The sequence below is a fragment of the Effusibacillus lacus genome (genome assembly GCF_002335525.1).
Lineage (GTDB): Bacteria > Bacillota > Bacilli > Tumebacillales > Effusibacillaceae > Effusibacillus > Effusibacillus lacus.
Map to the genome: position 1 here is coordinate 21,369 of NZ_BDUF01000011.1, position 18,706 is coordinate 40,074.

The 18,706-nt window shown below is 50.0% G+C and carries 21 protein-coding genes, 1 pseudogene and 1 other annotated feature; of the genes and pseudogenes, 11 read left to right on the forward strand and 11 right to left on the reverse strand.

All coding sequences use genetic code 11. The features are described 5' to 3' along the window. Positions 1–41 precede the first annotated feature (41 nt). Positions 42–1,493 carry a hypothetical protein gene (locus EFBL_RS02865; RefSeq protein ID WP_207907572.1) on the forward strand — a complete coding sequence of 484 codons (1,452 nt, stop codon included), beginning with the start codon at positions 42–44 and terminating at the stop codon, positions 1,491–1,493. A gap of 99 nt (positions 1,494–1,592) precedes the next feature. Here the strand turns inward: EFBL_RS02865 and EFBL_RS02870 are convergent, their stop codons facing one another. After that, a complete protein-coding gene (locus EFBL_RS02870; RefSeq protein ID WP_096180637.1) occupies positions 1,593–1,898 on the reverse strand; it encodes a hypothetical protein in 306 nt (101 codons plus the stop codon). Between the two features lie 67 nt (positions 1,899–1,965). Next, positions 1,966–2,358 (reverse strand): acyl-CoA thioesterase, encoded by a 393-nt coding sequence (locus tag EFBL_RS02875; RefSeq protein WP_096180638.1) that lies wholly within the window; start codon positions 2,356–2,358, stop codon positions 1,966–1,968. 343 nt (positions 2,359–2,701) lie between these two features. Here EFBL_RS02875 and EFBL_RS02885 point away from each other — a divergent pair, with 343 nt between their 5' ends. Together EFBL_RS02885 and EFBL_RS02890 are read left to right on the forward strand one after the other, a co-directional pair. Further along, entirely contained in the window at positions 2,702–3,535 is an 834-nt protein-coding gene (locus EFBL_RS02885) for a DegV family protein (protein ID WP_165912502.1), read from the forward strand. Between the two features lie 270 nt (positions 3,536–3,805). Continuing rightward, positions 3,806–4,134, forward strand: a pseudogene (locus EFBL_RS02890) (HIT family protein). Positions 4,135–4,766: 632 nt separating this feature from the next. Here EFBL_RS02890 and leuD read toward each other — a convergent pair. Both leuD and leuC read right to left on the reverse strand, forming a co-directional pair. Next, entirely contained in the window at positions 4,767–5,354 is a 588-nt protein-coding gene (gene leuD, locus EFBL_RS02895) for a 3-isopropylmalate dehydratase small subunit (protein ID WP_096180641.1), read from the reverse strand. Positions 5,355–5,367: 13 nt separating this feature from the next. Next, positions 5,368–6,774, reverse strand: coding sequence for a 3-isopropylmalate dehydratase large subunit (leuC, locus tag EFBL_RS02900; protein ID WP_096180642.1), 1,407 nt, complete (start codon positions 6,772–6,774; stop codon positions 5,368–5,370). A 153-nt stretch (positions 6,775–6,927) separates the two neighbouring features. On the opposite strand from leuC, the gene EFBL_RS02905 reads away from it, so the two are divergent. The 3 genes from EFBL_RS02905 (at position 6,928) to EFBL_RS02915 (ending at position 9,200) form a co-directional block, all read left to right on the forward strand. Next, on the forward strand, positions 6,928–7,845 hold the full coding sequence (locus EFBL_RS02905; protein WP_096180643.1) for a DMT family transporter: 918 nt from the start codon (positions 6,928–6,930) through the stop codon (positions 7,843–7,845). Positions 7,846–7,906: 61 nt separating this feature from the next. Beyond that, complete coding sequence (locus EFBL_RS02910; RefSeq protein ID WP_096180644.1) at positions 7,907–8,866, forward strand: LysR family transcriptional regulator; 960 nt, start codon at positions 7,907–7,909, stop codon at positions 8,864–8,866. Next, positions 8,859–9,200 (forward strand): thiol-disulfide oxidoreductase DCC family protein, encoded by a 342-nt coding sequence (locus tag EFBL_RS02915; RefSeq protein WP_165912503.1) that lies wholly within the window; start codon positions 8,859–8,861, stop codon positions 9,198–9,200. The genes EFBL_RS02910 and EFBL_RS02915 overlap by 8 nt, the downstream gene beginning before the upstream one ends. On the opposite strand, the gene EFBL_RS02920 is transcribed toward EFBL_RS02915, so the two are convergent. Beyond that, on the reverse strand, positions 9,197–9,622 hold the full coding sequence (locus tag EFBL_RS02920; RefSeq protein ID WP_096180645.1) for a hypothetical protein: 426 nt from the start codon (positions 9,620–9,622) through the stop codon (positions 9,197–9,199). The two genes, EFBL_RS02915 and EFBL_RS02920, sit on opposite strands and share 4 nt — an antisense overlap. Positions 9,623–9,827: 205 nt before the next feature. Between EFBL_RS02920 and EFBL_RS02925 the strand changes: the two genes are divergently transcribed. Continuing rightward, on the forward strand, positions 9,828–11,072 hold the full coding sequence (locus EFBL_RS02925; protein ID WP_096180646.1) for an MDR family MFS transporter: 1,245 nt from the start codon (positions 9,828–9,830) through the stop codon (positions 11,070–11,072). A gap of 85 nt (positions 11,073–11,157) precedes the next feature. Next, complete coding sequence (locus tag EFBL_RS02930) at positions 11,158–11,553, forward strand: hypothetical protein (protein ID WP_231705665.1); 396 nt, start codon at positions 11,158–11,160, stop codon at positions 11,551–11,553. Positions 11,554–11,618: 65 nt separating this feature from the next. Here EFBL_RS02930 and rplT read toward each other — a convergent pair whose 3' ends face one another. From rplT to rpsF, 5 genes are all read right to left on the reverse strand, one after another. Then, complete coding sequence (gene rplT / locus EFBL_RS02935; protein WP_096180647.1) at positions 11,619–11,969, reverse strand: 50S ribosomal protein L20; 351 nt, start codon at positions 11,967–11,969, stop codon at positions 11,619–11,621. Positions 11,970–11,990: 21 nt separating this feature from the next. Beyond that, positions 11,991–12,188: a 50S ribosomal protein L35 gene (gene rpmI, locus EFBL_RS02940; protein ID WP_096180648.1), complete on the reverse strand. Its 198-nt coding sequence runs from the start codon at positions 12,186–12,188 to the stop codon at positions 11,991–11,993. 7 nt (positions 12,189–12,195) lie between these two features. Then, positions 12,196–12,714: a translation initiation factor IF-3 gene (infC, locus tag EFBL_RS02945; protein ID WP_096180649.1), complete on the reverse strand. Its 519-nt coding sequence runs from the start codon at positions 12,712–12,714 to the stop codon at positions 12,196–12,198. A 15-nt stretch (positions 12,715–12,729) separates the two neighbouring features. Beyond that, positions 12,730–12,849, reverse strand: a sequence feature (ribosomal protein L20 leader region). Between the two features lie 39 nt (positions 12,850–12,888). Further along, positions 12,889–13,125 (reverse strand): 30S ribosomal protein S18, encoded by a 237-nt coding sequence (gene rpsR, locus EFBL_RS02950; protein ID WP_096180650.1) that lies wholly within the window; start codon positions 13,123–13,125, stop codon positions 12,889–12,891. A 25-nt stretch (positions 13,126–13,150) separates the two neighbouring features. Continuing rightward, entirely contained in the window at positions 13,151–13,438 is a 288-nt protein-coding gene (rpsF, locus tag EFBL_RS02955) for a 30S ribosomal protein S6 (protein ID WP_096180651.1), read from the reverse strand. A gap of 284 nt (positions 13,439–13,722) precedes the next feature. On the opposite strand from rpsF, the gene EFBL_RS02960 reads away from it, so the two are divergent. Then, on the forward strand, positions 13,723–15,486 hold the full coding sequence (locus EFBL_RS02960) for a methyl-accepting chemotaxis protein (RefSeq protein WP_096180652.1): 1,764 nt from the start codon (positions 13,723–13,725) through the stop codon (positions 15,484–15,486). 56 nt (positions 15,487–15,542) lie between these two features. Here EFBL_RS02960 and EFBL_RS02965 read toward each other — a convergent pair whose 3' ends face one another. Next, the gene (locus tag EFBL_RS02965) at positions 15,543–16,115 is read right to left on the reverse strand and encodes a biotin transporter BioY (RefSeq protein WP_096180653.1); all 573 of its coding nucleotides are present in this window, start codon (positions 16,113–16,115) and stop codon (positions 15,543–15,545) included. Between the two features lie 109 nt (positions 16,116–16,224). Here EFBL_RS02965 and EFBL_RS02970 point away from each other — a divergent pair, with 109 nt between their 5' ends. Then, entirely contained in the window at positions 16,225–17,058 is an 834-nt protein-coding gene (locus EFBL_RS02970) for an ATP-binding cassette domain-containing protein (protein ID WP_096180654.1), read from the forward strand. Further along, positions 17,034–18,701, forward strand: coding sequence for an ATP-binding cassette domain-containing protein (locus tag EFBL_RS02975; protein ID WP_096180655.1), 1,668 nt, complete (start codon positions 17,034–17,036; stop codon positions 18,699–18,701). The genes EFBL_RS02970 and EFBL_RS02975 overlap by 25 nt, the downstream gene beginning before the upstream one ends. Positions 18,702–18,706: the final 5 nt, after the last annotated feature.

Consider the following 18,706-nt stretch of genomic DNA (forward strand, 5'->3'; position numbering starts at 1 on the left):
ATGACTGAGATTTAACAATTAATTCATAGGGGCGTTTTTCCTTGTTATCTCGCATCTTGGCAGTTCTCATTATTATCACTCTGTTTGTGCCGGTGACTGTCTTCAAGATCCACCGGACAAAGGCCGTCTTCTCGGCTTATGCAGAAGAAGGGGTTACATCCTCCCTGGAATTGGATCACACTTCCGTCGAAGATGATCAGGAGGGCACCGGATTTGACCGGATCCTTCGCCCGAAGTTCGAGGTACCTTTGCCATCGCCTGACCGTGTGCGGGATCTCCGGAAGTTTCCCTATCCATACGGCGCCATGTTTGCGTTTGCCAGCGACATCGATGACACAACACCCCGTGAATTTGCGATCTACCATCGCTTTCTGAACACGAGGGAGATGACGCCTGCAGGACCCGGGTTGGGATTGGATGTTGGGGATACGATGTGGGTGTACATGGGAAATGACAGCCGGCACAAGGTAGATGTCAACGGAGAAACTGTAGATGCCGTCATTACGTTAAACAAGCTTACAGACCCGAATGCGTTTAACAAGCCTGAGTTACTGAAGCATTACTTTGATGCGGGTTGGATTGACGGAATGCATACTTTCGGTGATTTTTCCCGGAAGAACAGAGAAGATGTGGTTTTCTCCAGGGAATTGGCAATTGCCGCATGGGAGAATCTTAACAAAGTGGGTATCCGCCCTCATTATTGGATCAACCATGGAAACGAGGGGAACAGGCAAAATTTTGGTGCGCACAACCCGCTGAACTTTCTGCGTTATCAAGCGGGTGACGATCCAAAATCCCCTTATTACCATACGGATCTCACCATCAAAAATGGAGTGCGCTTCGTATGGAACTCAGTTGGGGAGGACAAGTTCGGGCAGGACAACCCCATTTTCCCCATTCAGTTGAGGGACGGTCAGAAAATATGGGGGTTTCACAGATACACGCACGAAGTTATCAAAGGGCAGATTGAGTGGGCCTGGAGTCCGGATGACGGGGACATCGGCAAATATTTGACGAAGGAACGCCTGGACCAATTGGTTGCAAAAAACCAGTATTGCATTTATGCACAGCACTTTGGCGGCTCCAATACTCCCTTTCCATTTTACTGGTATTCGGATGTGGAAGCGCTCCGCAGATTGGCGGACTACCATTACAAAGGCAAGATCCTGGTGGCACGCACTTCCCGTCTGCTGAATTATAGTGTGGCCCAGCAGTTTGTTGAATACAAGATGACAAAGAAAAACGGCAAGACCATCATCCATGTCAAATCCATTCAGGACCCGCTGTTCGGAAGACAGGAAATTACCATAGATCAGGTGCGGGGGCTTACCTTTTATGTGGATGATCCAAGCAAAGCTGTTATTGTGATGAACCGCAAACCGGTTCCAAAGAAAGAAATCCAAGTGAATCCGCAGGATGAAACGGGTCGCCCCAGCATCGGGATCAAGTGGTTTGAGCCGGATACAAAGGATTACTCCCAAACCGCACCTTGACAAACACCTCCAAGACCGGGCGAGATAATCGCGGGTTGCGGGAAAGAAAGGAACTCTTGCAGAAAAAAAGGCCATGCCCGTTTTTTTCGGGAATGGCCTTTACTTTTTGGTTCCTTGCCGTGTTTGGGTGCGAGCGGGTACCGGATATAGGGGAGGAACTGGCATTCTGGGGCTCCCTGGGTACGGTCCGTAACCCATCCGGTTCCAATAGGCAGAATCAATCGGTGCCGGGTATTGGGGTGGAATGTAGACCGGAATGTATTGGGCAGTTGGCTGCTGTTGTTTTTGCTTTTCCATGTAGGTTTTAAGCCCTTTGCTTGCCATGCCGTAAATTTCCAGCAAATCTTTGTTCTGCAGAAGGTTGAATGTATGGCCCCCCATTTTGACGATGGTGGAAAATTTCACAGTCCGAACCTCCCTGTATCAAGTTTAGTACATTCTATAGGGAAGGCGGCAAAAATGTCACGGCGCTCTAAAAGAGTCGTGCCAACTCCTCAGGCACCGGCCGGCTTTTTCGCGTATTCGAATCGATTGTCACCACTGTCACAGCCGCATCGGCAGCCAGTTCTCCGCTGTCCTTCTTGCAGATCTCCTGTTGAAGCACAAAACTTGTCCGCCCCAACTTTTCCGGTCGGGTCTTGATCAGGAGCACTTCTCCCTGCCGGCATTCCTTCCGGTAGTTGATATTGATGTTGACCGTGACGGTTTGCACTCCCATCTCCAGCAGATGTTCATACTGCAGGTTGTTTTGGTCAAACCACTCTTCCCGTCCCCATTCCAGGTACTCCAGATATTTGGCATTGTTCACGTGCCCGTTCACATCAATTTCGGTTGAACGAACAATGATTTCAAGTGTTGCCTCCATAGCGGCCTCCAGAAAGTTTTCCTCTATTGTAGCACAGGGTGCCGGGAAAAGGGCGGCAAAAAGGCCGATCCGGACTTTATCAAACAGAACAAGTTCCTGTCTGATGTATTACCCCAATGGGGACGGCAAGATTCATGAATACGCGATGCTGCCCAACGGGGAAGTCAGGGAATCAGTTCGTCAGTAACAATCTGCAACTAATCAGGAAAGGCCGATGACCCGGTGCCGTTCCATAATGGGACGGCTTTTTTGCGCATCTTGACAAATAAGATTTTCGCTTGCACATATAGGTTTTTTTCGCAATAATTAGTTGAATTCATTTGAATCTTAGGGGCGAATTCATTTGACAAAAATCGCTTGGATAACAGACAGCACTTCCGGTTTTACGCCGGAACAAGCAGCGGAGCACAACATTCATCTTATCCCCCTGTATGTGGTATTTGACAATGAAAGCTTTCGTGACGGGATGGAGATCACCAACGAAGAGTTTTATGCAAGAATTGACAGAGGGGAGTTGCCCAAGACCTCACAGCCGTCAGTCGGTGATTTTGCTGAACTTTATAAGCGGATAATGGACGAAGGCTACAAGAAAGGAATTGCCGTTCTTATTTCAGCCAACCTCAGCGGTACCTTGGAGACTGCCAGGATGGCGGCCGAAATGGTCGGATTTGATTTGGCGGTGATTGACTCGAAGATTACTTCCTTTCCGCTTGCCCAGATGGTTCTTGATGGACAGAGAATGGAACGGGAAGGGAAAGATTTTGCTGAAATCGTAGAGTTTCTGCAGACTTATCCGGAAAGATTCAGCGCGTATATTATTTTGGACAATCTGGAGTTTGTGCATCGCGGGGGCCGGATGAATGCGGCGCAATTCCTCTTGGGCAATCTGCTGCAGATCAAGCCGATTCTGCACCTTCCCGATGGCAGGGCAGTGGTGTTTGAAAAGGTGCGAAGTTTCAAAAAGGCCAAAAGCCGAATCTTTGAATTGTTGTCCGAATACCGTTCCCAGGATCTTCGGATCTGTGTGATACATACGAATGTGTGGGAACAAGCCAACGAGTGGAAGAAAGAACTTCAGGAGATGTATTCGAACCTTAAAGTGTCCGTCCAGGAACTGGGCTCCGCCATCGCGGTGCACGCGGGGCCCGGATCGATCGGGCTTGCCTGGATCAGATAAGCAAAGTGGCCTTCCCAAAAGCATAACGGGTTCCGTTTTAAGGTAGAAAGACACTAAAAGACATATGAAATGGCGTGTAAACTGACATAAGTTTTGACGCCATTTTCTTGTTTTATCAAGGATTATGCCAATTTAAACAACAAAATTGGATTTAAATTGACATAGGATTTATTGATGGAATAAATTTATGGAAAGAAATGACCATGAATTTACTTGTCAACTATGAAGGGCATTATTAATACCATTAAGGAAGAAAAGGTGAGGTTAGATATGACGCAAGATTTTTATTGTGAGGAAGTTCTTAGTGGAAAAACCCCTGTTCAGAAAGTTTTTGAGACTGATAATGTTCTCACATATTATCATATCCGCCCATTATGAAGTCCATATTGTTGTAATTCTGAAAAGACACGTTTTATCTCTTCTTACATTAGAGGAAAGTGATACAGACCTACTTATTGAGTTGATTGACGTTGTAAAAAAGGTTGCATCCCAACTCGTATCAAAGTACGGAGCGTGTAGAGTAATGACTAATCTTGGAGAGTATCAAGACTCTAAGCATTTACATTGGCACGTTTTTTGGTAAACGTATAAGAGACTAATTCATTTCAAGACAACAAAAACTCTTGGCGAATACCAAGAGTTTTTTATATTGATCTTTACAAAATAAATATGCTGCTCCAAACGGAACATGTTACCAAAAATATGAGGGTCTCTTTGTACTTTGGGCAGATCCTCTGTGTGCAGAAAAAGGGATTTTCAAGTACTTATTTCTGGTTTTTAGCGGATTATCATTGAATTAGGGATTCCCGAGTGCTTATTCTGGGAGTTTTGAGGGGAAAGGGTTGAAAGAAGGTCAAATAAATCCCTTAAAACCCCTTATCTTAAAAATCGAGGGCCAAATACAGATAATAAGTCCCTGAAAATCTCTAAATTGAGTCGCTGTGCCGCTGATTGCAAGCCAGCCGCTGCCCTAACGGCACCCTGTGCCGCTATTGCAAGCCAGCCGCTGCCCTAACGGCACCCTGTGCCGCTATTGCAAACCAGCTGCTGCCTTAACGGCACCCTGTGCCGCTATTGCAAGCCAACTGCTGCCTTAACGGCACCCTGTACCGCTATTGTAAGCCAGCTGCTGCCTTAACGGCACTCTGTGCCGCTATTGTAAGCCAGCTGCTGCCTTAACGGCACTCTGTGCCGCTAATTCGTTCCGGTTGGCCTGACGAGAATAGTTGGTCTAAGCCAGCCGTTCTTCATAAGCCCGAATCTTGTCCTCATACTGCAGAGTAATCCCGATGTCGTCCAGTCCTTTCAGAAGCAGTTCGCGACGATACGGGTCCACTTCGAAGGAAGACTGAAAGCCTTGATTGTCGCTTACAGTTTGCTGCTCCAGATCGATTGTCAACTGGTAACCCTCGATTTCCGCCGTTCGGGCGAACAGGGCATCAACGTCCGATTGGGGCAAACGGATGGGCAGGATCCCGTTTTTGAAACAGTTGTTGTAGAAGATGTCGGCAAAGGATGGCGCGATAATGGCACGGAACCCATAATCGAGCAGGGACCACGGAGCATGTTCCCGCGATGATCCGCAGCCGAAATTCTGTTGGGCAAGCAGAATGGAGGCTCCCCGGTATCTCGGCCGGTTCAGTTCGAAGTCTTCCCGCACCTGTCCCTGTTCGTCAAAGCGCCAGTCATAGAAAAGAAATTGCCCGAAACCGGTCCGTTCGATTCGTTTCAAAAATTGCTTGGGAATGATGGCGTCCGTATCCACGTTTACTCTGTCCAGCGGTGCTACAATGCCAGTGTGTCTCACAAAAGGTTGCATGAGTCTCCCTCCTTTATTCCCAGTTCCGTATGTCGACAAAGTGTCCCGCAATGGCAGCTGCAGCGGCCATCGGCGGGGAGACGAGATGGGTGCGTCCGCCCCGGCCCTGACGGCCTTCAAAATTCCGGTTGGAAGTGGACGCACACCGCTCACCCGGCTGCAGAACATCGGGGTTCATGGCCAGACACATGCTGCATCCCGGTTCTCTCCATTCAAACCCCGCATCCTTGAAAATTTGATCCAGTCCTTCCCGTTCCGCCTGCTGCTTAACACGGTACGAACCCGGCACTACCATGGCATTGACATGGCTTGCCACTTTCTTTCCTTTCACCACCTGAGCCGCCACTCTCAAATCTTCAATCCGGCTGTTGGTGCAGGAACCGATAAATACCCGGTCAATCCGGATTTCACTGATGGGGGTTCCCGGTGTGAGTCCCATATAGGCCAATGCGGCCTCTGCCGCCTTTCGTTCAGCGAGAGTTGCAAAATCCTCCGGAGCAGGCACTCGCGCGGTAATATCGGCTCCCATGCCCGGACTGGTTCCCCATGTTACTTGAGGCACCAAACTGGCTGCGTCAAACTCCACAACCTTGTCGTAGACGGCTCCCTCATCCGTTCTTAACTGGTACCATCTCTTGACCGCATCCTCAAACGCATCCCCTTGAGGGGCGTATTGGCGTCCCCGCAGGTAGGAGTAGGTGGTCTCATCAGGAGCTATCAGTCCGGCACGGGCACCCGCTTCAATTGACATATTGCAGACAGTCATGCGTTCTTCCATGGACATCTCCCGCACTGCTTCACCCGTATATTCGATTACATACCCCGTGCCGAAATCAGTGCCGAATTTGGCAATAATCCCAAGAATCAAATCCTTTGCCGTGACACCGAAAGGCAGTTTTCCATTCACTCGCACTTCCATGGTTTTGGGTTTTGACTGGGACAGACACTGGGTGGCCAATACATGCTCCACTTCGCTGGTGCCGATCCCGAACGCCAGCGCGCCAAAGGCGCCGTGGGTGGAGGTGTGGCTGTCTCCGCAGACAATGGTCATGCCGGGGTGTGTCAGCCCGAGTTCCGGTCCGATTACATGTACGATTCCTTGATCGGGGCTGTGCAAATCGGCCAGGCGGATGCCGAACTCTTCACAGTTGCGGGCAAGGGTCTCCATTTGCTGTTTGGATATGGGATCTTCAATCGGCAACCTCCGGTCGGTGGTTGGAACGTTGTGGTCCATTACGGCAAATGTCCGCTCCGGGCGGCGCACCTTCCGGCCGGCCATGCGAAGACCGTCAAAGGCCTGCGGTGATGTAACTTCATGAACCAGATGCAAATCGATATAGAGAATGCTGGGCTTCCCTTCTTCTGCATGAATCACGTGCGCATCCCAAATCTTCTCGAACAACGTGCGCGGGTGGGCCATTTTGACGTTTCCCCCTTTAGTGTTTAAACTTGTGCTTTATTTAATCTTAGTATTGTTGTACCATGGAGTTATTGATAGGTCAAATATATAGTAAATATAAAACGAATAGGTTTTATCTATAATGTATCGGTGATACCGGGAGGAGAGGGGACTATGGGAAAATATAAGGCTTGGATTCTGTTGGTGTTCTGCAATCTGTTTTGGGCAGGCAACTATATATTCGGCAAATATGTGATTGCCGAGATGTCTCCCCTTTGGATCACTTTCTCACGGTGGGTGCTGTCGTTGGGCATGCTGTTTCCGATTGCACATTTCCTTGAGAAGCCGAATTGGAGGCACGCCGGGAAGGAGTGGCCGACGCTGGTTGCCATGGGAATACTGGGGGTAATCGGGTACAATCTGCTTTTGTATTCGGCGCTCGCCTTTACATCACCAACCAACGCAGCCCTTGTCAGTGCGCTGAATCCAGGTGTGATTGTATTATTTTCCGTATTTCTGCTGCGGGAACGAATCTCCTTGCCTCAGGCGGGCGGGTTTGTGGTGTCTCTGATTGGGGTCCTCGTAATACTGACAAAAGGAAACCTTGGACAGCTTTTTCATACTGAATACAACCAGGGAGACCTGCTCATGATCGGTGCGGTGATCGTCTGGACTCTCTATTCGATTATCGGAAAGCGAATTGCCGGTGTGCCGCCTATTACGGCAACAGCCATTTCGACGTTCTATTCGACACTGATCATGGCCCCGTTTGCCTTTATCCAGGGAATTGACACAGGGTCGATCAGCATGGTGGCAGTAACCGGAATTCTGTACATGACGATCTTTCCTTCCGTGGGTTCTTTTGTGTTCTGGAACATGTCGGTACGGGCGATTGGGGCAAGCCAGGCGGGGATCTTTCTGAATCTGATTCCGGTGTTTACGGCGTTGATCAGTCTGATGCTGGGAGAAACTATCACTGCATCGCAAGTGTGGGGCGGTCTGCTTGTCTTTGCCGGTGTCTATCTTACGACCGGCATGCTGGAACGGATGTGGGCCAACCGAAGCAATCAACAGCAGAGGATACCCCGCTAAGAGCGACCGCGTCCATGCGGTCAACGCGGGATAAAACATCCTATTTTAAGGGGGAACCGGCATGGAATTGCGTCAATTGCAATATGTGCTCAAAGTGGCGGAGGAAAGGAGTTTCTCCAGAGCGGCCGAAAAGCTGCACATCGCCCAACCCTCTCTTAGCCAGCAAATCCTGAAGTTGGAGCAGCAGTTGGGGGTAAAGCTGTTTGACCGTACGTCCACTCCGCTCGACTTGACGTTTGCAGGGGAGCGGTTTGTTGCAACTGCAGGCAGAATTCTTGATTTAACAGATCAGCTCCGCCGTGAAATGGAGGATGTGGCCAATCTCAAAAAGGGCCGCCTGGTCATCGGCAGTCTCCCGATTACAGGAGCCCATGTGTTGCCTTTGGTGCTGCCGGTTTTTCAGAAAAAGTTTCCCGGCATCGAAGCGGTGTTGGTGGAAGATACGACAGAGGAACTGGAAACATTGACCGTTAAAGGGAAGACCGATATAACGCTGCTTACTCTGCCATTGGGAGAACCCTCTCTGGTGTATGAACCAATCCTGAAGGAAGAAATTCTGTTGGCGGTTCCTCCCGGACACCCTCTGGCGAAGAAAACGGCTCGGAAGTCGGGCATGAAGGGGAAGCCCGTACGTGTCAACCTGGCCAGTTTGCGCCGTGAACCCTTCATTCTGTTGAAACAGGGACAGGGATTTCGGCAAATTGTACTGGATCTCTGCCGGGAAGCCGGCTTTGAGCCGCAGATTGCTTTTGAAAGCTCCAACATTGAAACGGTGCAGTCCCTGGTGGCGGCAGGAATGGGGATCACACTGGTGCCGGAGATGGTGGCCCGTTCCGGTTGGACCTCGATCAGGCCGATTTACATGCAATTGGCAGAACCTGTTCCTACCAGGACTTTGGTTGTGGCCTACCGGGAAGGCAGGTATCTGTCAAAAGCGGCTCTTTCGTTTGTCGAAATGCTGAAGGAAATCATGGTAACAAAGAAGGAACGGCATGGGTCGGGAGATGATCGGAATGGATGATCGGATTCACGTGATCTATGACGGAGATTGCAATCTTTGCAAGGGGAGTGTCCAGTGGCTAAGGAGCAAGGACCGGACAGGGCTTTTGGCATTCACCCCGCTGCAGGATCCGGAAGTGCTGATTCGTTATGACATACCTTATCAGGAAGCAATGACGGAGATGCAAGTGATTATAGAAGGGCAGCGGTACAAAGGAGCGGAAGGCGTTCTGTATGTACTTGCCCATTTGCCGGGTTACAGGTGGATGGGAATAGGGTTAAAATCCGGACTGTTCATGAGGATAGCCAAATTTTTCTACAAACAGATTTCCAAGCGGCGTCGGATGTTTAATTAAAACGGTTTGGTCATCATTAGGGTGCCGATGGACATCAGCAAGATGAACACAATGATGATGGCACACCAATTGGAGATGCGGAGTTTCCGCAGTTCCTCGCGGGCGTGGATCTTCTTGCTGGCGGCCACTTCTTCCATGCCTTTCAGGGCCACTTGCTTGATAATCCAGAAAATCACCATGTAGATCAGCATGGAGACCAGCAGCCACATTTGGAACAGCAGCCGGTAGTTGGCCAGAATCATGGCGCCGCCTGTAAGCCAGAGGGTCCGGTTGGCAGCCGAATCCATTTTTTTATACTTAACCAGAAAGTCCTGGACTTGCGCTACGTTCTTCAGCCGTGGAATCATGAACAGCAGCAGCAGTTTGAAAGCTACAGCCAGCAAATGCAAAGCCAGTGTAACGTAAAATACGGCAGTGGTCATCGAGGCTCCTCCTTCCTGAAGTCCGGATACAATCAGTTGCGTTGGCGAAAACCTCTGATCGATTTTTATTCTATCAGATTCGGGGCATCCCTTCCTACCCGATATAGTTGGAAAATTGGAACTTTGAGCAATAAGCGCAGTTTCACTATTCAAGCGTTGGATGAAACTGTAAAATGAGTAATATTCAGCAAGGGAGGGGTTTGGGATGAACCGGATTAGAGCTTTCGTCCATCAGTATGATACGGCCATTTGGGTGCGTGTGTTTGGTACCATCCTGACAACGGTGGCCGGATTTATGTTGCGGCCTTTCCTCGTGCTGTACCTGTATGACAAGTTGGGCGGTTCGGTAATGATGCCCATGGTCATTCTCGGACTCCAGTTCTCAAGCGGGGTATTCATGAACATCTGGGGCGGATCGCTTGCAGACCGGTACGGGCGAAAACCGGTCATGATGATCGCCTTGATTGTCGAGATGATCTCCATGACGGGCTTTGTCTTTGCCGATTCCCTTTGGGAGTTTGCCGTGTTGGCGATTCTGAACGGGATGGGTATGGCTATGTTCTTCCCGGCGGCCAATGCCCAGGTGGCGGATGTCGTACCCGAAGAAAAGCGGGCGGAGGTCTTTGCGCTCTTGCATACCGCTTTGAACGTGGGAGCTGCGGCAGGACCGCTCCTCGGGCTGGCGGTGTTCACAAAGAATCCGCAGCTTGTCTTTGCCTTATCGGCATGTGCTTTCTTGATCTACACGGTTCTGGTTTGGTGGAAAGTGCCTGAAACTCTGCCATCGGAAATCAAGGCCAATACGATTCGCAGCAAAGCGCCAAAGCTTGGATTCCGGGAACACAAAAATCTGTACTTGATGACGTTCTTTGCCCTTCCGGTAGGAATGTTATATACCCAGGTGGAGTCCACGTTTCCTTTGCATCTCAAAGATCACTACGATAATTATCTGTCAGTGTTCACCTGGCTGATGACTATAAACGGAACGACTGTGATTCTGCTGCAGATGTGGATCGCAAGGCAAACGGAGCATTTTGCCCGGCACAAGGTCATTCTGGCATCGTATTTCCTGTTTGCCTTAGTGGCGATTGGATACGGGGTGGCTCCTGCTTTTGTCCTGCTTGTCTTGGTGGAATTGCTGTTTACCCTTGGTGAAATGATGAACGGGCCTCATATTCAGAAGGCTGTGTCCTTGATAGCTCCTCCGGACATGCGGGGAAGGTATTTTTCAATTTTCACACTGAGTTGGCAACTGTCCAAGGCTGTGGGACCGGTCCTAAGCGGTTTTGTGTTCGAATACCTGGGAGGTCTTGTGCTGTTTGGCATATTGGCTGTTTGGCTGGCCCTGGCAGGTATTGCCCAGTACAGGCTCATTTACAGGCTGCAGTCAAAAACGGGTGAAGCGGCAAACGCTGCTCAGGTGGTTCCGGATGCAGCCGTGGCAGACTAAAATGGGCGGATATGCCAGGGGCAGGACAAAAGCCCCCATCATACCCTGAAAACGTGAAAACAAACCGCGAACAGGGAGGAACAACATGTATTACATGGGCGATTGGATGGATGTATACAGACAGATGACGTATCCGGAATACCCGGGATATGGGTATCCCGGGATGGCACCTGTGCCGATGGCTCCCACACAGCCAATGGGTATGGAAATGCCTTATGGCGGCCAGATTTATGGACCCGGGTCCCCGCTGGCCCGCCAAGTGCTTGCGGTAGTTAGACCGCTTGTCCGGTACTTTCCGTATGAAATCCAAGTGGAAGGCGCAACCGTGCCGCATGCGATTTTGGAAATTGCGGCAATCTCCTACCTGATGGGAAGGTTTGGATTGCCTTTCGCGCAGGCGCGGCGGATTGTCGAGTCCTGGGAAGTCAATGAGATGTTCCCGGGTGCTGCAAGAATCTCGCAGGGAGAAGAACATGCCTGATAGAAATGCTAAAAAAGACCGTTAAGCCGATTCCGGCTTAACGGTCAAAGCATTTTTAACACACATCAGTTAGCTTTTGCTTTTTCGCAGATGGATGCAAATGCATCTTTGTCATTGACAGCCAGGTCAGCCAGCATCTTGCGGTTCACTTCGATGCCTGCTTTCTTGAGGCCGTTGATCAGCTTGCTGTAGGACAGTCCGTTTACGCGAGCTTGAGCGTTGATCCGGGTAATCCACAGCTTCCGGAAGTCGCGCTTGCGCTGACGACGGTCACGGAATGCGTAAAGCAAGGACTTCATGACTTGGGCATTCGCAGTCTTAAACAGTCTGTGTTTGGAACCACGGTACCCACGTGCAAGTTTCAGGATTTTTTTATGACGACGGCGTGTAACCGTACCACCTTTAACGCGCGGCATGATGTTTCAACTCCTTCAGACTTAGATATAGGTTACGAGTTGTGCAATGCGCTTCTGGTCGCCCTTGGATACGAGAGCGGCTTTTTTCAGTTGACGCTTTTGCTTCTCGGATTTGTTCGAGAACAGGTGGCTGGTGTAAGCGTGGGAACGCTTCAGTTTGCCGGAACCTGTACGCTTGAAACGCTTTGCGGCGGAACGCTTGGTTTTCATTTTCGGCATCGCTATTTCATCCCTTTCTTGGAGCAAGAATCATAATCATCTGACGCCCATCCATGTTCGGAGAACGTTCCACAGTAGCCAATTCGCTCGTCTGCTCGATCATGCGATCAAGGACTTTCTTTCCGATTTCCGTGTGCGTGATTTGACGGCCGCGGAACCGGACGGAGACTTTCACTTTGTCGCCATTTTGGAGAAACTTGACTGCATTGCGGAGCTTGGTCTGGAAATCGTGCTCGTCAATGGTTGGTGACAGTCGGATCTCCTTAATGTTGATCACTTGCTGATTCTTGCGAGCCTCTTTTTCTTTCTTCTGTTGTTCGAATTTGAATTTCCCGTAGTCCATGATCTTGCATACGGGGGGCTTTGCGGTCGGTGCAACGTTGACAAGATCCAGTTCACGCTCTGCAGCCAGATCCAATGCTTTGTTCAGAGGCATGATGCCAAGCTGTTCGCCTTTCTCGTCGATCAATCGCACTTCCCGTGCACGAATCTCTTCATTGATCTGAACTTCGTGATCGCGACTAATAGTGAGTCACCTCCAAATAAAATAAGAAAGCGGGCGCATAATGCGCCCGCCATGAATACGAAAACAGACCGTATCACAGATGAACCTGATCGCAACCGGCAAGCAGGTGAGAAGCGAGCGCTTCTGCTTAGACTCTAATAGAATAAAGGAATCTTTATAGGTTTGTCAAGAAGTTTAGCCTTCAACCGTGTAAGGCAGCAATGCGATCACACGGGCATTCTTGATTGCACGGGTGACTTGACGCTGATGATGCGCGCAGTTGCCGGAGATACGGCGCGGAAGAATCTTGCCGCGCTCCGTAATGAAACGGCTCAGACGGTTGGTGTCTTTGTAATCCACATGTTCGATCTTGTCCACACAAAGTTTGCAAACTTTGCGGCGCTTGCCGCGTTTTTTCTTAAAATCGTTCATTTTACTTATCTCCTTCCTCGTAGAATTAAGCGTTCGCTACAGTCGTCAGAATTCGAATCACTTCGTCGCTGATGCGAAGAACGCGCTCGAGTTCCTGCGGAACCGTAGGCTCTGCATTGTAGTTCAACTGCACATAGTAGCCTTGCTTGAAGCCTTCGATTTCGTAAGCAAGACGACGCTGACCCAGTTCGGTCACTTTTTCCAGTTGACCGCCGTTGTCAGTGATGATATTGTTGAACTTCTCCACGAGGGCTTTGCGAGCTTCTTCTTCCAGATCCGGTTGAAGAATGTACATAGTTTCGTATGCACGCATTTGAACTTCCTCCTTTTCCTTATGGCCTATGACCCTCACCTTGATACACCCCGAAAAAAACAAGGGGTCTAAAGGAGTATTTGAATGGGTGAGAGTAAGGAATAACACAGAAATTCATTATACGGGAAGCTGGCTGAAAAATCAACAGTTTGCGGTGACCTTCTTATCATTTACTTGTTTTTCCTCGTATAGTAAGTTAATGTCAACTGGAATATATTTTTAAAAATTTTGGGAAAGTGCCGTAGACTGTCTGATCTTGAAACTTTGGGGAGGGGGGATTCGGAATGTTTAAAAAATTCGGGTTGCAGACGAAATTGTTTGCCATTCTTGGCATACCGCTTTTAGTGTTTATCGTAGCAACTGCATTTTCCATTCAAAAGCTAAACACTGTTACGGAAGAATTACAGGAGTCATTATATGCGGAAACTTACAAGTCTTCCAAGAGTGTTCTCAACGCCGACAGAGATATGTACCAGGCGCTTGTTGCCTTGCACACGTTGTTATTCACAGAATCAACAAATCAAAACTATCAGGAATTGTTAAAATCTTACAAAAACAACATTAAGCAAACCAGAGAGAGAGTAGAAACGGCAAAAGCAATATTTGAGAAGGATCGCATCCGATTTGCGGAACTCAAACACCCGGAAACGAAAAGTAACGTTTTCGAGAATTTTGACCTGTTTTATATAAATTTCAATGATTGGGAAAATGCCTCCAACTCGCTGATAGATGCAATGGCAAACGTCCCTGTCGAAGAGAGGGCCGCTTTGATCTATGAAATAATCTCATTGAACGACAAATTTGACGTTGCCAGAGACAGTTTAAATCAAATCGAGGAAATTGCAGAAGTTTATGCCGAAAATAAAATGTCCGAAATCAAAAACAGCAATCAAACTTCACAAACTTTTACGATTGGTACAGTCGTGATTGCACTTGTTCTGATTCTGCTGATTGGCGGCTGGCTGATTCGAAATATTACGTCCTCTGTCAACAGAGTCATGGAGGCGGCAAATCGTGTTGCTGACGGAGATCTTCGGATAGAAAGACTGGAGATGAAATCAAATGATGAGATCGGACAATTGGCTGTTGCTGTGAATACGATGGTTGGCAATCTGCGAAATCTGATCAATAACGTTAGGAATACAGCAGCTCACGTAGCTGTTTCTTCCGAAGAATTAACCGCAAGTGCGGCAGAAAGTTCAAAAGCGGCTGAACAGATCGCAACCGCTACCCAACAAGTAGCGGCAGGAGCTGAAGAACAGCTGAAAAGTGTCAATGAAGCAGCAGCCGCCGTAAATCAACTGTCAGACAGCATCAACCAAATTGCCGCAAACAGTGAAGCAGTGTCCGCCTTGGCCGAAGATGCGTCTCATACATCCAAAGAGGGCGTCAATGCCGTTAATGAAGTTCTAAACCAAATGAATGAAATCAACGTTACCGTGCAAGAGACAGCGTCGATCATCAAAACTCTGGGCAATCGATCAAAAGAAATTGGTGATATTGTTTCGTTGATCACCGATATCGCAAACCAAACAAACCTGCTTGCACTCAACGCAGCGATTGAAGCGGCCCGTGCCGGAGAAATGGGTCGTGGATTTGCGGTTGTGGCAGATGAGGTTCGCAAGCTTGCGGAACAATCCGCCAAATCGGCACAACAGATTTCGGGTTTGATCGGAGAAATTCAGAAAGAGACCGATCAAGCAGTAGTATCCATGCAGCAAGGGACTGAAAAGGTTAGCATTGGCTTGCAGAAATCCAAACATGTAAGCGAGGCATTCTATTCAATTGAACAAGCGGTCTCCAATGTAACCAATAAAGTGCAAGAAGTATCGGCCGCAGTGCAGCAAGCGGCAGCGGGAAGTCAGCAGATTATAGGTTCCGTTGAGACAGTCAGGAAGACAGCCGAAGAAGGAGCAAGCGCGAGCGAACAAACATCCGGAGCGAGCCAGGAACAACTTGCAGCGATGGAAGAAGTTGCAGCTTCCGCTCAATCATTATCCCGACTGGCGGAAGATATGCAAAAGGCGTTGGCAAAGTTTAATGTATAATCCGTATTGAAAAATCAAACCCCGGTCGAATTTGACCGGGGTTCTGCTGTCCAAACTTACCGCACAAGAGTTTGCCCGGTAATTCTTTCGGTGGGGTAGACCCGCCATACGGCCAGCGCCACGACGGTGCAGACAGCAGCCTTTAGGATGTCCCCCGGCATATACACCAGGAAGCCCGAATAGATGGCTTTGGAGAACGACCAATTTAGCTTGTAAGCCAGCCAGGAAAGTCCGATCGGATAGAGAAAAAGAGAACCGAACAGGAAATTCGCTGCCAAGAGCTTAATGAATGCGAGTTTGTCGCGAACCATTCCGGATGCGAAGCAGCCAAGCAGGAGTGCTGCAAAAGGTTGCATGAGGATAAATCCTCCCGACGGCCCCAGGAGGAGGGCGATACCGCCATTCCCGCCAAAGACAGGGAGTCCTGCAAATGCCAGAGCCACTACAATTGCGACTGCCAGAAAGCCGTACCGGGCTCCCAGGATGCTGCCGGCCAGCATCACACCGAAGTTGCTGAGGGAAATCGGGACGGGCGAGATGGGGAGATAAAGCTTCCCATAAGTAAGTGCCATGTAGATGGCGGCGAACAGGGCGCTGAACACCAGTCCGCGGGTTGTCCATTTGTTCATTTTTACTCTTGCCCCCTTGATTGTTAACCATTACTATTTAGGTAGTTAACTATTTCCATCTGGATCATACCATGCGTGACCATTAATTGTGAAGAGAGGAATTTTTGTAATGATTCATATGAGGAATATCTCTCACTCGTACTGGGACGGAATGCGGCAGATCCAGACTTTGGCGGGTGTGGATCTTGAGATTGCGCAGGGAGAGTGGGTGGCTCTTACAGGGGCCAACGGTTCGGGAAAATCAACCTTGCTTCGTCTGTGCAACGGACTGGTCATGCCCACGTCGGGCTCCTTGACAGTGGCAGGACTGGATTTACTGGATCCGGAACAACGGGATCTTGTCAAACAGAAGGTTCAGATGGTGTTTCAGAATCCGGATGCCCAGATCACCGGCGCCATAGTTGCGGAAGACGTGGCGTTTGGCCTGGAGAGCCGGGGAATCCCAAGGGAAGAGATGCTGACCCGGATTGACAGGACGACCAGGCAGGTGGGACTTGGAAACAAGTTGTTTGCGGAGGTTTCCACCCTGTCCGGCGGGCAGAAACAACGGCTTGCCATTGCCAGCGGGCTGGTGTTGGAACCACAGTGCCTGTTGTTTGACGAAGCAACTGCCATGTTGGATCCTGTCGGGAGGAAGGAAATCCTGTCGCGGGCACACGACCTGTGGAAGTCGGGAGTGACCGTCGTATGGGTCACGCAGCGCTTGCAAGAACTGTTGGAAGCACCGCGAATCCTGTTCATGGAGCGGGGACAGATCACTTTTGACGGAGACGCGCGAACCCTATTCTATGATACGGACATTCCCGAACGGGCAGGTTGGGACGTGCCTGCTGTTGTAAAAATCGGCAGGTGGCTCAAGCAACAAGGGGTTCCCATGCAAAACTTGCCGCTTAAGGAAAGGGAGGTGGCGGACCTGCTATGCGAATGCAGCTTCGTGATGTAAGTTTCCAATACGGGAGGGAAACGGCGCTGGAGGGCATCGATCTTGACGTTTCTCCGGGAGCCTTTACCGTTTTGTGCGGACGGACGGGAAGCGGCAAGTCTACGCTGCTGCAACTGCTGTCGGGTCTCGAGACCCCTTCCTCCGGCGAGGTGATTTTTGAAGGCGGATCTTGCAACCAAGTGGGAATCGTGTTTCAGATTCCGGAGAACCAGTTGTTTGCGGCAACAGTCCGTGAGGAACTTGAGTTGGGGCTGCAGATGCACAAGGTACCAAAGAGGGAAAGACCCTCTCTGATCAAACAAGCCTTGAACCAAGTAGGATTGGAACCGGATGAGTTTCTGGAGAGGTCTCCCTATCTGCTCAGCGGCGGGGAAAAAAGGCGGGTGGCAATCGCTGCGGCCCTGGTGCTGAAACCGAAGGCATTGGTGCTGGACGAACCGACGGCCGGACTGGACCCGTCTGCCAGCCGTGACCTTCTCGACATTCTTTATCAATTAAAACGGGATGGCATCACCATTGTAATCGCCACACACGAACTGGATGCTTTTTTCCCGCTGGCTGACAGGATTGTGCTGCTCAAGGAAGGCAGGATCGTATATAACGGAATTCCTTCGCAATTGGCGGAACACCCTTTTTTCATGGAGGAAGCAGGACTTGAATTCCCCTCCATCGTCCGTATTTCTTACCTTTTAAGAATGAGGGGCAAAGACATGGGGGCGCCCACAACCGTTGAGGAGTTTCTTGCATCCCTGGAGAAATCTGATGAGAGCAGGATGGGGACCAACGAACAGCAAGTGCCCACAGGCAGCCTGGCGGTCACAACAGTCCCGGCAACACCCGTTGGGGTTGTGCAAAATGACTCACAGTCTCTTTGGAACCCCCATCCCCGCCAGGGCAAGTCCCTGCTTCACCGACTGGATCCAAGGGCCAAATGGGCGGCGATGGTGGGACTGTCCGTGGCTTGTCTCCAGTTGACCGCCTTATGGGGGATTGCAACTGCTTTTCTGCTGGCCATCGCTCTGCTTATGATCGCTCAGATCAACTGGCGGAGAGCCGGCACTTTCCTCCGCTCCCTATCTGTGATGTACATCTTCCTGTTTCTGATATCGGCGATCTCCTTTGGCAATCCGGACTTGTGGATCGGACCGGTTGGCATCTCTTATCAAGGGGCAACCAACGGGGCCATCGGGGTGGCCCGTTTTCTGCTGGTGGTTTTGCTGGGGCTTGTGTTTACGGAGACCACATCGGGGGCTCCCTTGCGGGAAGGGTTTGAGTGGGGCATCCGTCCTTTGCGGAAACTGGGTGTCCCAACGCGGGATCTGTCGCTTGCTGTCTCGGTTGCGCTGCAGTTTGTACCCTGGATTCTGGAAAAAATGGGCCAACTGCATAAAGCGTTGCTGGCCAAGGGGAACCGGAAGCCAGGCAGCCGGAAGTTGTCTCCCATTTATCTTCCAAAGCTGGCGGTGCCTCTGCTGATCTCCATCTTAAGAATGGGAGATGATCTGGCAACGGCGATTGATTCCCGGGGGTACAACCGGACTGCGGAGCGGACCCCATGGTATCAATTGCGGTGGACGAAGCAAGACACTGCAGCACTGGCGGTAGTTTCCGGAGTGTGTGTACTATTATTGTGGTGGGGGTAAACCAA

Bases quoted from the DNA above. Each gene is read 5' to 3' on its own strand.
- EFBL_RS02965 (WP_096180653.1), bottom strand. From the start codon at position 16,115: ATGAACAAATGGACAACCCGCGGACTGGTGTTCAGCGCCCTGTTCGCC.
- EFBL_RS02910 (WP_096180644.1), top strand. From the start codon at position 7,907: ATGGAATTGCGTCAATTGCAATATGTGCTCAAAGTGGCGGAGGAAAGG.
- rpsR (WP_096180650.1), bottom strand. From the start codon at position 13,125: ATGAACGATTTTAAGAAAAAACGCGGCAAGCGCCGCAAAGTTTGCAAA.
- EFBL_RS02925 (WP_096180646.1), top strand. From the start codon at position 9,828: ATGAACCGGATTAGAGCTTTCGTCCATCAGTATGATACGGCCATTTGG.
- EFBL_RS02915 (WP_165912503.1), top strand. From the start codon at position 8,859: ATGGATGATCGGATTCACGTGATCTATGACGGAGATTGCAATCTTTGC.
- leuD (WP_096180641.1), bottom strand. From the start codon at position 5,354: ATGCAACCTTTTGTGAGACACACTGGCATTGTAGCACCGCTGGACAGA.
- rpmI (WP_096180648.1), bottom strand. From the start codon at position 12,188: ATGCCGAAAATGAAAACCAAGCGTTCCGCCGCAAAGCGTTTCAAGCGT.
- EFBL_RS02905 (WP_096180643.1), top strand. From the start codon at position 6,928: ATGGGAAAATATAAGGCTTGGATTCTGTTGGTGTTCTGCAATCTGTTT.
- EFBL_RS02970 (WP_096180654.1), top strand. From the start codon at position 16,225: ATGATTCATATGAGGAATATCTCTCACTCGTACTGGGACGGAATGCGG.
- rplT (WP_096180647.1), bottom strand. From the start codon at position 11,969: ATGCCGCGCGTTAAAGGTGGTACGGTTACACGCCGTCGTCATAAAAAA.
- EFBL_RS02960 (WP_096180652.1), top strand. From the start codon at position 13,723: ATGTTTAAAAAATTCGGGTTGCAGACGAAATTGTTTGCCATTCTTGGC.
- EFBL_RS02975 (WP_096180655.1), top strand. From the start codon at position 17,034: ATGCGAATGCAGCTTCGTGATGTAAGTTTCCAATACGGGAGGGAAACG.
- EFBL_RS02920 (WP_096180645.1), bottom strand. From the start codon at position 9,622: ATGACCACTGCCGTATTTTACGTTACACTGGCTTTGCATTTGCTGGCT.
- rpsF (WP_096180651.1), bottom strand. From the start codon at position 13,438: ATGCGTGCATACGAAACTATGTACATTCTTCAACCGGATCTGGAAGAA.
- EFBL_RS02930 (WP_231705665.1), top strand. From the start codon at position 11,158: ATGTATTACATGGGCGATTGGATGGATGTATACAGACAGATGACGTAT.
- leuC (WP_096180642.1), bottom strand. From the start codon at position 6,774: ATGGCCCACCCGCGCACGTTGTTCGAGAAGATTTGGGATGCGCACGTG.
- EFBL_RS02875 (WP_096180638.1), bottom strand. From the start codon at position 2,358: ATGGAGGCAACACTTGAAATCATTGTTCGTTCAACCGAAATTGATGTG.